15 protein-coding genes are annotated in these 12,889 nt (G+C 62.3%); 7 read left to right on the top strand and 8 right to left on the bottom strand.

The genetic code is table 11. The features are described from left to right. Positions 1-6: 6 nt before the first annotated feature. From X739_RS147135 to X739_RS147150, 4 genes are read right to left on the bottom strand one after another with little or no spacing between them, the layout of a single operon-like run. Positions 7-345: an XdhC family protein gene (locus X739_RS147135; RefSeq protein ID WP_015318120.1), complete on the bottom strand. Its 339-nt coding sequence runs from the start codon at positions 343-345 to the stop codon at positions 7-9. 48 nt (positions 346-393) lie between these two features. Further along, positions 394-1,644 carry a VWA domain-containing protein gene (locus X739_RS147140; protein WP_023795102.1) on the bottom strand — a complete coding sequence of 417 codons (1,251 nt, stop codon included), beginning with the start codon at positions 1,642-1,644 and terminating at the stop codon, positions 394-396. 4 nt (positions 1,645-1,648) lie between these two features. Continuing rightward, the gene (locus tag X739_RS147145) at positions 1,649-2,578 is read right to left on the bottom strand and encodes a MoxR family ATPase (RefSeq protein WP_023795101.1); all 930 of its coding nucleotides are present in this window, start codon (positions 2,576-2,578) and stop codon (positions 1,649-1,651) included. Then, positions 2,575-3,102 (bottom strand): flavin reductase, encoded by a 528-nt coding sequence (locus tag X739_RS147150; RefSeq protein ID WP_023795100.1) that lies wholly within the window; start codon positions 3,100-3,102, stop codon positions 2,575-2,577. Before X739_RS147150 ends, X739_RS147145 begins: the two co-directional genes overlap by 4 nt. Positions 3,103-3,280: 178 nt before the next feature. Between X739_RS147150 and X739_RS147155 the strand changes: the two genes are divergently transcribed. Beyond that, on the top strand, positions 3,281-4,354 hold the full coding sequence (locus X739_RS147155) for an ABC transporter substrate-binding protein (RefSeq protein ID WP_023795099.1): 1,074 nt from the start codon (positions 3,281-3,283) through the stop codon (positions 4,352-4,354). After that, the gene (locus X739_RS147160; protein ID WP_023795098.1) at positions 4,354-5,376 is read left to right on the top strand and encodes a P1 family peptidase; all 1,023 of its coding nucleotides are present in this window, start codon (positions 4,354-4,356) and stop codon (positions 5,374-5,376) included. Before X739_RS147155 ends, X739_RS147160 begins: the two co-directional genes overlap by 1 nt. Before the next feature lie 17 nt (positions 5,377-5,393). On the opposite strand, the gene X739_RS147165 is transcribed toward X739_RS147160, so the two are convergent. Next, positions 5,394-5,648: a DUF2171 domain-containing protein gene (locus X739_RS147165; RefSeq protein WP_023773164.1), complete on the bottom strand. Its 255-nt coding sequence runs from the start codon at positions 5,646-5,648 to the stop codon at positions 5,394-5,396. A 146-nt stretch (positions 5,649-5,794) separates the two neighbouring features. Between X739_RS147165 and X739_RS147170 the strand changes: the two genes are divergently transcribed. Genes X739_RS147170 through purB form a run of 3 tightly spaced genes read left to right on the top strand, consistent with a single transcriptional unit; the run spans position 5,795 to position 8,409 of the window. Next, the gene (locus X739_RS147170; RefSeq protein ID WP_023783876.1) at positions 5,795-6,517 is read left to right on the top strand and encodes a DUF2259 domain-containing protein; all 723 of its coding nucleotides are present in this window, start codon (positions 5,795-5,797) and stop codon (positions 6,515-6,517) included. Positions 6,518-6,573: 56 nt separating this feature from the next. After that, positions 6,574-7,038 (top strand): hypothetical protein, encoded by a 465-nt coding sequence (locus X739_RS147175; protein WP_023783875.1) that lies wholly within the window; start codon positions 6,574-6,576, stop codon positions 7,036-7,038. 60 nt (positions 7,039-7,098) lie between these two features. Continuing rightward, the gene (gene purB / locus X739_RS147180; RefSeq protein WP_023773167.1) at positions 7,099-8,409 is read left to right on the top strand and encodes an adenylosuccinate lyase; all 1,311 of its coding nucleotides are present in this window, start codon (positions 7,099-7,101) and stop codon (positions 8,407-8,409) included. Between the two features lie 56 nt (positions 8,410-8,465). Here purB and X739_RS147185 read toward each other — a convergent pair whose 3' ends face one another. Continuing rightward, positions 8,466-9,278, bottom strand: a complete 813-nt coding sequence (locus X739_RS147185; RefSeq protein ID WP_023783874.1) for a VOC family protein — start codon at positions 9,276-9,278, stop codon at positions 8,466-8,468. Positions 9,279-9,522: 244 nt separating this feature from the next. Between X739_RS147185 and X739_RS147190 the strand changes: the two genes are divergently transcribed. Together X739_RS147190 and X739_RS01000000166285 are read left to right on the top strand one after the other, a co-directional pair. After that, the gene (locus X739_RS147190) at positions 9,523-10,071 is read left to right on the top strand and encodes an alpha/beta hydrolase (protein ID WP_023773169.1); all 549 of its coding nucleotides are present in this window, start codon (positions 9,523-9,525) and stop codon (positions 10,069-10,071) included. Positions 10,072-10,243: 172 nt separating this feature from the next. Continuing rightward, positions 10,244-11,542, top strand: coding sequence for an acyltransferase (locus X739_RS01000000166285; RefSeq protein ID WP_245273893.1), 1,299 nt, complete (start codon positions 10,244-10,246; stop codon positions 11,540-11,542). Here X739_RS01000000166285 and X739_RS147195 read toward each other — a convergent pair. Together X739_RS147195 and X739_RS147200 are read right to left on the bottom strand one after the other, a co-directional pair. Then, a complete protein-coding gene (locus X739_RS147195) occupies positions 11,449-12,222 on the bottom strand; it encodes an HpcH/HpaI aldolase/citrate lyase family protein (RefSeq protein ID WP_023773170.1) in 774 nt (257 codons plus the stop codon). The two genes, X739_RS01000000166285 and X739_RS147195, sit on opposite strands and share 94 nt — an antisense overlap. 110 nt (positions 12,223-12,332) lie before the next feature. Then, on the bottom strand, positions 12,333-12,653 hold the full coding sequence (locus X739_RS147200) for a DUF1476 domain-containing protein (RefSeq protein ID WP_015318134.1): 321 nt from the start codon (positions 12,651-12,653) through the stop codon (positions 12,333-12,335). Between the last annotated feature and the right edge of the window lie 236 nt (positions 12,654-12,889).

The raw sequence follows: 12,889 nt of genomic DNA, 5'->3' as shown, positions 1-12,889 counted from the left end.
CGCAGGTCAGCCCAATCGCTCAACATAAACCTTGATGCGGCCGCCGCAGGACAGGCCGACTTGCCAGGCGGTCTCATCGGCAACACCGAACTCCAGCATCCTGGCCTTGCCGGAGCCGATCACGTCGACCGCCTCGGTCACGACAGCGCCCTCGACGCAACCGCCCGAAACAGAGCCGTGGAAATTGCCATCGGCATCGATGACAAGGTGGCTGCCGACCGGGCGCGGCGCTGAACCCCAGGTCTCGACCACCGTCGCGACAGCGACATCCTTGCCGTCCTTCATCCAGGCTTCCGCGATGATCAGCGGGTCGCGGGCCTCATCGAGATAAAGACTGTCACTCATCGTTGCTTCTCTCAGGGTCTGTTTTTCAAAAAGCCGGAAAATATATGGCTATGCGGCGCGCCTTGCGCCAGCATCCATCCACCGCCGTGGATCGACGGAACGAACCGATTTCTTGTCCAGCGAGGCGCAGAGATCGGCGAGCGCGTCGAGATTATGCACCGAGCGGAATTCGTCGACATGCGGCAGCATCGCCTTGACGCCGCGGGCGCGCGCCTGAAAACCATCGAAGCGCAACAACGGATTGAGCCAGATCAGCCGTCGGCAGGATTTGTGCAGCCGCTCCATTTCTTCCGCCAAGCCCCCTATATCGTCGCGCTCCAGCCCATCGGTGATCAGAAGCACCACCGCGCCCTGTCCCAGCACACGTCGCGACCATACAAGGTTGAACTCGGCTAGCGTATCGCCGATGCGCGTGCCACCCGACCAGTCCTTGACCGCCGCCGAGCAATCGGCAAGGGCGGCATCGGGATCGCGGTGGCGCATCTGCCGGGTCAGGTTGGTCAGCCGTGTTCCGAAAACGAAAGTGTGCACGCGCCGGCGCTTTTCCGTCAGCGCATGCAGGAAATGCAGGAAGATGCGCGTGTATTGGCTCATCGAACCGGAAATATCGGCCAGTACCACCAGGGGCGGATGAACTTCGCGGACCGAGCGGAATTTCGGCAGGATCAATTCACCGCCGGTGCGTGCCGCCGAGCGCATCATGGCGCGTGGATCGATGCGGCGGCCATGCGCATCGGCCTTGAAGCGTCTGGTCCGCACCATGTCGACAGGCAGCCGCAACGCCGCGATCGCCTTCCTGGCGTCAGCCATTTCGACTGCGTTCATCTGCGCGAAATCCTTGCCCCGCAACAGCTCGTTGCCGGAAAAGGTGAAGCGGGCGTCGACCTCGATCTCAGGGCCTGCCTGAGGCGTCTGGTTTTTCTGATGACCCTCGAACATCGCCTGACTGACGCGATTTTCAGCCGCGCGCGGCTTCTGCTTCTGCCTGACATCCGGCGCCACCGGCGAAAACATCGCCAGCAGCTTCTCGATCAATTCGCGCGATTTCCAGAACAGCCGGAAAGCTTCGTCGAAGGTGGCATGATCCTCATGCCGCGAGACCAGAACGGCGTGCAAGGTCCAGTAAAAGTCATCACGCGAGCCGATGCCGGCGACGAGCACCGCCTCGATCGCGTCCTTGACCGAAGCGGGCCCGACGCGCATGCCGGCCTTGCGCAAGGTGCGGGCGAAATAGACGATGTTGTCGGCGATCCGGCCGTCCGCCGTCGCCTCTCCAGGGTCGGGTCGGGACGCCTTCACCACCCTACTCCGCCGCCGCGAGCTCGGTCTTGACCTCGTCGAGGATGCGCCGGCCCTCGCCCGCGCCGATGCGGGCAATGTCGTCCTGGTATTTCAGCAGCACCCCGATCGTGTCGGACACGGTCTCCGGATCGAGCGCCACCTTGTCGAGTTCGGTCAGCGCGCCGGCCCAGTCGATGGTTTCGGCGACGCCCGGCACCTTGAACAGCTCGATCTGGCGCAGCTTCTGGATGAAGGACACCACTTCGGCCGAAAGCCGCTGGTTGGCCCGAGGCACCTTGCGGCGCACGATCTCCAGTTCGCGCTCGGCATTGGGGTAGTCGACCCAGTGATAAAGGCAGCGCCGCTTCAGCGCATCGTGGATTTCGCGGGTGCGGTTGGTGGTGATGATGACGATCGGCGGCTCTTCCGCCTTGATCGTGCCGAGTTCAGGCACAGTCACCTGGAAGTCGGAGAGGATTTCGAGCAGGAAGGCTTCGAAGGCTTCGTCGGTGCGGTCGAGTTCGTCGATCAGGAAAACCGGGGCTGCGCCCGCCTTGCCGGTCAGCGCATCGAGCACCGGCCGGCGGATCAGGTACTTTTCGGAGAAAACGTTACGCTCCATTGCGGAGCGGTCGACCTTGCCGGCGGCCTCCTCCATGCGGATTTCGATCATCTGCGCGGCGTAATTCCACTCATAAACGGCGGAGGAGACGTCAAGCCCTTCATAACACTGCAGACGGATCAGCCGGCGGCCAAGCGCCTCGGCCAACACCTTGGCGATCTCGGTCTTGCCGACGCCGGCCTCGCCTTCGAGGAAAAGCGGCCGTCTCATGCGCAGAGACAGGAAAAGCACCGTTGCCAGCGACCGGTCCGCGATGTAGTCCGCGCCGGTCAGGAGATCGAGCGTTTCGTCGATCGTCCGCGGCACGGGGCGCGGGTTCAAGTCGCTCATTCCTTCTCCGTGGGTGCGGCGGCCCCACTTTCCAGGATGTGGTAGCCGCGGGCGTGATAGATCAGAGGCCGCAAATTATCGCCCATACGCAGACCTGTCACCTTGCCAAAAAGCACACGATGGGTGGCCAGGTCCTTGGTGTCGATCAGTTCACAGTCGAACACGGCGAGCGCGCCCTTCAGCGTCGGCGCGCCGGTGGAAATCGCATCCCATTCGCCGAGCGCGAAGCGCTCTTCGACCAGCAGTCCAGTCATGCCGGAAAATCCAATAGACAGCGGCTCCTGGTGCGAAGCTAGCGTGTTCAGGGCAAATTTGCCGTTCTTCACGAACAGCTCATTCTTGGCATTTTCACGATTGAGGCAGACCAGGATGGTCGGCGGCGTATCCGACACAGAACATGCCGCGATCACGGTCGTCCCGCGCTTTCCGGCGGGTCCGTCGGTGGTCACCACATGGACATGACCGGCAAAATGGCTCATCGCGTCGCGATAGGCTTGCGGTCCAATATCGTTCTTCTTCAGCACTTGAAGATTCCATGGCCATTGTTCACCTGACATATATGGCCAGACATCACATGCCACAAGCAAAGTGCTTGGCCCATATCCCGAATTCGCGTGTTGCACCAAGGCCGGGCAGCCTTTAGGTCTTGGCGGGAATTTGACGCCTGCGCGACGTCGCCGGCTTGGAGGATTCTTCGGCAGCATGCGATCCGTGGCAACTATTACCGCAGCGCTGGCCTGGCTGTTCATGGCCGGCGCCGCCAGCGCACAGACGCTCACGATCGGTGTCGCAGCACCCCTGTCGGGACCATCGGCCATACTCGGCAAGCAGATCGAGGCTGGCGCCGGGGTCGCGGCAGAGGTGGACGGCATCCAACTCAAGACCGTTGATGACGCTTGCACCGGAGACGGCGGCGCCGCGGCGGCCAGGGAATTCGTGGCAGCCAAGGTCAATGTCGTGATCGGCTTCCTCTGCACGGAGGCGATCGAGGCGGCGATGCCTGTCCTTAAGGACGCCAATATTCCTGTCATCACCGTTGGTGTGCGAACCGAAAGCCTGACCGACCGACGCGCCAAGACCGGCTGGCCGGTTTATCGCCTCGGCCCGCGCGGCGACGACGAGCGCAACGCCGTCGCCTCTACCCTCACCCGCCTATGGCAGAACGAGCTGTTCGCGATCATCGACGACGGCACCATCTATGGCCGTGAGATGGCGGAGACATTTCGTGCCGCTGCCGAGGAGGCGGCACTGAAACCGGTCTTCGTCGACACGTTCCGGCCGCAGCTCGACAACCAGATCGGCCTGGTGGGACGGTTGAAAAAGGCCGGCGCCACGCATGTCTTTGCCGGCGGCGACGGCGACGACATCGCCATTATGGGGCGCGATGCCGCCCAGCTCCAGACGGGCATCATCCTTGCCGGCGGCGAAAACCTGCGCACGCCACCCGGCGACGTGCCTTACGCGACCGGCACCCTGATGATCGCGCCACCCGAATGGGCCGATGTCGCGGATCCCAAAGTGCTGGAAAGCTTCTCCGCGCACAAGATCGTGCCGGACGGCTACACCCTGCCGGCCTATGCGGCGGTCGAGATCGCCAAGGCGGCATCCTCGGACGCAGCAGGCTCCGGCGGGCCGCTGGCCGAGGCACTCACCGGGCATGATTTCACGACGGCGATCGGACCGGTCCGCTTCGACGACAAGGGCGATCTCAGCCAGAGTCTCTACCGTGTCTTCCGCTTCGACGGCACCCGCTTCGTGCCCTTGGAAAACAACTGATGTTCCGCACCGGTCCACGCAATCTCATCACCGATGTCATGGGCCTGCGCGTTGGCAATGCTTCCGACGCCAGGGTGAAGTCCGGCGTGACGACGGTCCTTTGCGACGAGCCGGCGGTCGCGGGAGTCCAGATTCTTGGCGGCGCGCCTGGCACCCGCGAGACCGATCTGCTGGAACCGCACAATTTGGTGGAGACGATCCATGCCGTGGTGCTGTCAGGCGGTTCGGCTTTCGGCCTCGATGCTGCCTCCGGCGTGCAGGCCGCATTGCGCGAACGCGGCATCGGCTTCGAGGTTGGCGGCTTCCGCGTACCGATCGTACCGGCGGCGATCCTCTTCGACCTGCGGAACGGCGGCGACAAGGACTGGGGCCGCTATCCCCCCTATCGCGACCTCGGCTACGAGTCGGTGCAGGCTGCCGCAGTCGATTTCCAATTTGGCACGGCGGGCGCGGGGACGGGTGCACTGACATCGGGGCTGAAGGGTGGCCTGGGTTCGGCCTCGACACTGCTGGACAATGGGATCACCATCGGCGCGCTGGCCGCCGTCAACCCGACCGGCTCGGTAACCGTCGGCCGCACCCGTCATTTCTGGGCGGCACCCTTCGAAATCGGCGATGAATTAGGCGGGCTTGGTTATCCCTCGCCGATGCCCGCGGACGCGAAGCGGATTTTGCTAAAATACCGCGACAAGGATCACGGTCGGAAGATGGACAGCGGCGGCAACACGACGATCGCGGTCATTGCCACGGACGCGGTTCTCACCAAGGCCGCCGCCAAACGCCTGGCGATTTCGGCGCATGACGGCTTCGTGCGCGCCATCTGGCCGACCCATACGCCGGCCGACGGGGATCTGGTGTTCGCACTGGCCACCGGCAAGAGCGGGGTCGAACTGACCGCCGACGCGGCAATCGACCTCTACGCCGCCGCCGGCGCCACTATGGCGCGCGCCATCAGCCGTGGTGTGTTTGCCGCGACGCCAGCCGACAACGACCTGTTTCCCGTCTGGTCGTCACGTCACTAGGCTGGCTAGAGCTTTGATCAAACCGGATCGGATTTTTCTTCCTCGAACGTCACCGCGACATCGGAATTCGCGGACAGCCACACCTTCTTGCCATCGACCTCGGCAACCAGGGCCAGGGAAATATAATGGTGATGGCCCTTGTGAGCCCCCTCGCCACTGTCGGCCTTGGTCAGCTTGATGCGCTGGCCATCGACCTTGTCGACGGTGCCGATATGCACGCCATCGGCGCCGACGACTTCCATGTGCTCACGAATTTTGCTGGTGTCGGTCATGTTAGCTTCTCCGTTGGGGTGGGTCTCCATGGGACTGCCGACAATAACAAATGACGAGCGGTTTGGATGCATCGGCCTTGGTCCGCACGACGTTTTGATCTCGTCGTGCTAGGGATCGAAGCGATCAGGCCGAAGGAGCGATGACAATGCGGACGCTTTTCCTGTTTGCCGTTTGCCTAGCCACGCAGTTCGCGGCGTCGATCGCCCAGGCCGGCGATGTCGCGGAGCTCGAAATCCTGGGCTTCACCCGAGATGGCGGCGTGTTCGCCTTCGAGGAGTACGGCATCCAGGACGGGTCGGGCTTTCCCTATGCCAACCGCTATTACATCGACACGAGCAACGACAGCTTTGTCAAGGGCACGCCGGTCAGGATCCGGCTCGACGACGAGAACGCAACGCTCGACGCTGCCCGCCTTCAGGCCCGGCAAAAGGGCGAGGCCATTGTCAGCCAGGCCGAGTTGAGTGCCAACCGCGGCATCACCGCCGGCTCCAACCCGGTGACCGAGCTTTCGGCCGATCCGCATCGCATAGTGGTCAATCCGCGGCCGATCTTCTCCCTTGTCGACCAGCCGCTCGAGTTCCGGCTCGACGAGATCGGCATGAATGACACCGAAGGTTGCGCCAGTCAGGGCGAGATCAATGGCTTCCGGCTGCTGCGTATCGAGGCGCGGGATGGCGGCACCACCAAATTGCTGCACGAGGACAAAGCGATCCCCAAGAGCCGGGGCTGCCCGAACGGCTACCGCATCGGCGCGGTGCAGACGTTCTCGATGGACAGCCTCAGCGCTTACGCGGTGCTGATCGCGGTGCGCCAGTATGGCTTCGAAGGGCCGGACTTTCGCTGGATCGCCGTGACCGGCCGCCTGTGACAGAGCTTGTCCAACCCGTCAGGCGCAATCGCGCCCTGCACCACCTTCGCGATGCCATGCCGACACTGCGTGCAGCGCTTCTCGGCGCCCTGCTGTGGGCCGCCACCACGGGCGCCAGCGCACTCGTCAACCTGGTGCTGGACAATTGGGTGACGCCGGGCAAGATCGGCACCGTGTTCCTGCTGTTTGCCGTCGGCGGCGCCCTGGCCTTTCCGGTTGGCCTGTTTGCCGCACGACTGGTTTCGCTCGGAAGGGGCCGGGAGGTCGCCTTCGCGGCGACATTCGTAGGGCTTGCTGCCGCAACGATCGGCCTCACCGCCCTGCTGTATGCCCTACAATACCGCTCCTATTATGCCGAATGGCATGCGCCCGTATTCACCCTCACCTGGGGCTTTCAGCTCGCCTTCACGATGGCGGTGGCGTCCTACCAGTTCGTTGTGCTGGGCATCCGGCTCTATTTCCCGCTTGGTTTCATCGCCTTGTTCGCCGTCAGCTTCTGGTTTGCACGGCAGCAGCGTTGAGCATTTGGTCCGCCTCTGTTAGGACGCGGACAGATCCCTCCGATACATCAGGAATGACCGATGATCCCTCGCTATTCCCGGCCGGAAATGGTCGCCATCTGGTCGCCCGAAACCCGGTTTCGCATCTGGTTCGAAATCGAGGCCCATGCCTGCGACGCGCTGGCCGAACTGGGTGTCATCCCCAAGGAAGCGGCCAAAACGATCTGGGAAAAGGGAAGCGCGGCCGAATTCGATGTCGAGAAGATCGACGCGATCGAGCGCGTCACCAAGCATGACGTTATCGCCTTCCTCACCCATCTTGCCGAATTCGTCGGGCCCGACGCGCGCTTCATCCATCAGGGCATGACGTCTTCGGACGTGCTCGACACCTGCTTTGCTGTGCAACTCACCCGCGCCAGCGACATTTTGCTGGCCGACATCGATACGTTGCTTGCAGCGCTCAAGCGCCGCGCCTTCGAGCACAAGGACACCGTCACCATCGGCCGCAGCCACGGCATTCATGCCGAGCCGACGACCTTCGGCATCAAGCTGGCGCAGGCCTATGCCGAATTCTCGCGCTGCCGCGAGCGGCTGGTGCACGCGCGCGAAGACATTGCCACCTGTGCGATTTCGGGCGCGGTCGGCACCTTCGCCAACATCGAGCCCTATGTCGAGGAACATGTGGCGGCAAAGCTCGGACTGAAGCCGGAACCGGTGTCGACGCAGGTGATTCCGCGCGACCGCCACGCCATGTTCTTCGCGACCCTCGGCGTCGTCGCCTCCTCGATCGAGCGGCTGGCGACCGAGGTCCGGCATCTGCAGCGCACCGAAGTGCTGGAAGCGGAAGAGTATTTTTCGCCGGGCCAGAAAGGCTCGTCGGCGATGCCGCACAAACGCAACCCGGTGCTGACCGAAAACCTCACCGGCCTTGCCCGCATGGTGCGCTCCATGGCGCTGCCGGCGATGGAGAACGTGGCGCTCTGGCACGAGCGCGACATCTCGCACTCCTCGGTCGAGCGCATGATTGGCCCGGACGCCACCGTGACGCTCGATTTCGCGCTGTCACGCCTGACCAGCGTGGTCGACAAGCTGGTCGTCTATCCCGAGAACATGCTGAACAACATGAACAAGTTTCGCGGTCTTGTGCATTCGCAACGCGTCATGCTGGCGCTGACGCAGGCCGGCCTGTCACGCGAGGACTCCTACCGGCTGGTGCAGCGCAACGCCATGAAGGTGTGGGAACAAGGCGCTGATTTTCTTGAGGAACTTCTGGCCGACAAGGAAGTGACAGCCGCGCTGCCGGAGGCGCAAATCCGCGAGAAATTCGACCTAGGCTACCACACCAAGCACGTCGACACGATCTTCAAGCGGGTGTTCGGAGGGGTGAGTTAGCTTCTTCTCCCGTCACCATACGGGGAGAAAAACGCTCCCGCAGACGCCTCCGCCAATCAAGCCTTACCCGGCACGGTCCTGATCACCGTGCCCCAAGGATCCTCACGGGTCGTTTCGCTGCTCACATTGTCCGAACGCATCTCGACCCAGGCAAGGCCCGAGCGGGAGGGGTCGCGGCGGCCGGCGCCGGCGCTTTGCCAGGCATTGGCGCCGATGTGGTGGTGATAATGCCCCGACGACAGGAACACCGCCTGGCCGCGATATTTGGCGACTGTGTCGAAGCCGAATTCCTGGTTCCACCAGGCTTCTGCCTCTTCCGGCCTGCCGACGCGCAGGTGGACATGGCCGACAATGCTGTTTTCCGGCGCGCCTTGCCATCCCGCATCGCCGGCCGGCACTTCGGCAACGACAGACGGAATGTTCATCCGCTCGGTCGCCATGGCGATCTTGTCGCCGTTCCATTTCCAATCCTGCGGGCGGCGGTCGGCATAGATTTCGATGCCGTTGCCCTCGGGGTCGGTCAGGTAGAGCGCTTCGCTGACCAGATGGTCCGAAGCGCCCTCGATAATGATCTTGTCTGAGATGGCGTGGTTGATCCAGCGTCCGAGATCGGCACGGCTGGGCAGCAGGAAAGCCGTATGGAACAGGCCGGCGCTGCGCGGATCGTCCGGTTTGGCAGAGCTGTCCGGCTCAAGGACCAGCAGTGGACGGCTGCCGGCGCCGAGCGTGATCGCGCCGTCGGCGCGGCTCAATTCCCGCAGTCCGACGACTTTACGATAATAGGCGGCAAGACTGTCGGCATCGCGCGCCTTCAGTCCGACGCGGGCGACGCTCACCGGCGTGGTGGCGGCAAATGGCAGTTCGCTCATCATTGTCTCCGTTGCGGCGACGTCTCGCGAAGCTCCCAAAGCCAGGAGCCCGGCGGCGCCGATCATTTTACGTCGTGTCAGCCCCAAAGTCCCGGTCCTCCACGGCTGTTTCTCTCCTAGAAGAGATCGTCGATCTTCATCGTTCACACAAGACAGCGAAAAGCGAACATGTTGTTCACCGTTACGACCGGAAGCCTGCCCATCGAAGGTTGCATGAGGCAATCGCGCTCGCTATCTGAGCGCCATGAAAGTCAAGGACGCAGATATTCTGATCATTCCCGGATACACCAATTCGGGGCCTGAGCATTGGCAGACCCGCTGGCAATCCAAACTGTCGACGGCGCGTCGCGTGGAGCAGGCCGAATGGTCGAAGCCGCTGCGCGAGGACTGGACGGCGAGCGTCGCCAAGGCAGTCAACGAGGCCGAAAGACCTGTTGTTCTCGTAGCCCATTCGCTGGGTGTGGCCGCGGCCGTGCAAGCCATTCCGCAGTTCCGGAAGCCGGTCGCCGGCGCCTTCTTCGTGGCACCGCCGGACGTCGCGAATCCCAAGATCAAGCCGAGACATCTGATGACCTTCGGCCCCTATCCTCGCGAACCGCTGCCGTTTCCCTCCATCGTGATCGCCAGCCGCAACGACCCCTTCTGCCCTTTCGATGTCGCCGAGGACATCGCCGGTGCCTGGGGCTCGCTGTTCATCGATGCCGGAGAAACCGGCCATCTCAGCGAGGATTCAGGCTTTGGCCCCTGGCCCGAGGGATCCATGACCTTCGCCAAATTCCTGACGGACCTGTGAGGCGCGCCAAAATCAACGCACGATGGCATTCGATCAAACTGCGGGACTCGAATAAATGATAATTTAAGAGGGCTAGCATTAATTATTCAGAGGCAGCGGAAAGTGCTTCCGAATGATGATCTGTGCTTGAACCGGGCTGCCAATTCTTCGCTCTTGAAACAGAGGCCAATGCTTGCGCAAGGACGCTTCACTCGAATTTCTGAGAGGTGTCGCGGCGCTCGTCGTTCTGAACGGCCATCTTTTGAGAGCTTTTGCGCCGTTAGCGGAAGGTGACGGAGACCAGGCTGCGCAATCCCTGAAGAGGGGTCTTGCTTTCGTTGCTTTCAATGGCGGCTCTGCCGTCTATTTGTTCTTCGTCCTGTCCTCGTACGTGCTTGTGAAACGCTATTTTCAATCCCGCAAAGCAGAAGATTTGTTGCTAGGAGCGATAAAGCGCCTACCTCGTCTGGCCGGCCCCGTGCTGGTTGCGGTTCTGTCATCCTGTATCCTCTTCAAGCTCGATCTGTATTTTTTCAGCGATGCCGCCGCCGTTACCCAATCCACGTGGCTGAGCAGATTCGGCAATGCTCCAAAGCTGCTTTCACCGGAGACCGCGAGCTTCGCCGACGCGTTCATGGAAGGGGCGTGGCGGACATTCATCTATGGCGACAAATCCTATGACAGTAGCCTGTGGACCATGACGGTCGAGTTCTGGGGGAGCATGATGACCTTCGCCCTCGCCCCGATCATCTTCTCCCTCCAGGGCCGCTGGATGCTGCTGTCATGGTTCGGCGTGGCCGCAGGCACATTCCTGGCATTGCAATTCAGCTTCCTCGTTTGCGCCTTTCCGGCCAGTCTCCTGCTCTATTCTCTTCTCGCCATGGAGTTTCGTCCCAATCGGTGGGTGAGAGGTGCGATGGTGACGGTTTCCGTGGCGCTGCTGGGCTATGCAGGAGATGCTGTCGGAATATACCGGCCCTTCGCCGTGCTCGATTTTGCAGCTTCCGATATCGGTTTGCGGCTAGCTTGCGTGGCCATCCCGGCAAGCATCATGCTGGTTTACGCCATGCTGAGCATGGATGACCCACCGTCATGGCTCTCCGGCAAGGCCGCACGTTTCCTGGGCGACCTGTCTTTCCCGCTCTACCTCGTGCATGTACCCGTTATCTGCTCGTTGGGATCATGGGTCCTGTTGGCAAGCGACTCCGCCGCACTCGGCGCTGCCGCCGCGATATCTGGGTCGATCCTCGCGGCATTGCCGCTGATGGCTTTCAACAACTGGTGGGTCCAGGCGCTCGGCGCTCTGTTCGACAAAAATCAGACGCGGCGGATCGGCCGCCACGGCGCTCGCCGTGGCAAAGGCCTGAGCAAACACGCTGGCGACAACAGTCCGCTGCTTCAGGATCCGATCGAGTCCCGCATGTCCTTGAGCAGGGTCTTTGCTCCCAATGAAATCAGCGCGTGCTCGGAGCCCGTGGCGAGCAGGCGGTAGCCCATCGACACGACGCGGCCGGCGATAGCCGGTTCGACGACGTAGATCGCCGCATGCTTGCCGGCCTTGCGGGTGCGCTCGGCAACCGAGGCCACCGTCTCCATCATGCTTTCCAGCGTGGAATTGACCGTGGCACCGTTGGTCCAAGCGATTGAGAAGTCGGACGGCCCGAGGAAAATGCCGTCGATGCCGGGCGTGTCGAGGATGCCGCCAAGCGCGTCGAGCGCAGCGCGCGTCTCGACCATCGCAAAAGCCATGGTGCGCTGATTGGTGTCGCGCAGCCATTCGGCATAGTCGCCCTTGCCATGGCGGGGAAAGGCATAGGTCGGACCCCACGAGCGCTCGCCGAGTGGGGGATATTTCATGGCCGCTGCGAACAGCTTTGCATCTGCCACGGAGTTGACCATCGGCGCAATGACCGCCTCGGCGCCGAAATCGAGAGCACGGCTGGCCATGTCGAAACGGCCAACGGGAATGCGCACCAGCGCCGGCTTGCCCAGGGCTAGTACCGGTGCCAGGCCGCGCAGGACGCTGTCCTCGTGATGGCCGCCATGCTGCATGTCGAGGGTGACGGCATCGAAGTCCTGCCTGGCAAGGATCTCCACGGTCAAGGCGTCCGGCACGCCCGACCAGGCGGTTACCAGCGTTTCATCCGCGGCAAGACGGGACTTTAGGGACATCTGATCTCTTTCCTCGTTAACGTCGGCAGTTTCAGCCGGAAACCGCAGCAAAGGCAAAGAAAAACCGCCCGGATCGGCCGGGCGGTTCATTGGTCCAGATAAGGGCCGGATCAGGTGTTCTTGATCTGCTCGATCGCCTGCGCCATCATTTCGTCCATGGTGCGGCGGATCTGGTGATCGGACTGCTCGACGCCGGCGGCATCGAAATCCTTGCGGATCTTGCGGAACACGTCGTGGTCGCCGGCTTCCTCGATGTCGGAAACAACGACTTCCTTGGCGTAGGCGTCGGCATCGGCGCCGGATTTTCCGAGCTTTTCGGCGGCCCACAGACCAAGCGCCTTGTTCCGCCGCGCCGAAGCCTTGAACCGAAGCTCCTCGTCGAATGCGAATTTGCGTTCGAAGCCCTCTTCGCGGTCTTTCATGCTGCTCATGGCGTCCCTCCGGGTCAAATCCGATTCGTTGGCAATGGATATGTGTGTTGCCGAAGCACAAACCAAAAGGTCGCGGGCCGGTCAATATGCTTCGTCATATGCTGCGCTGCGGCATTTCAGTCCCGAAAGCGGTTGATTGGAAGGAATTGCCGATTGAGCAAACGGTGTGATTGGGATAGACCCGGCATTGAACGTCACCGTCGCCGCATTAGTTCAGGCGGACGGACAGGAAGTGG

The organism is Mesorhizobium sp. LNHC209A00, from assembly GCF_000502915.1.
Classification (GTDB): domain Bacteria; phylum Pseudomonadota; class Alphaproteobacteria; order Rhizobiales; family Rhizobiaceae; genus Mesorhizobium.
The sequence above is the reverse complement of the archived record's forward strand: the minus strand, read 5'-3'. Positions and strand labels throughout refer to the sequence as shown.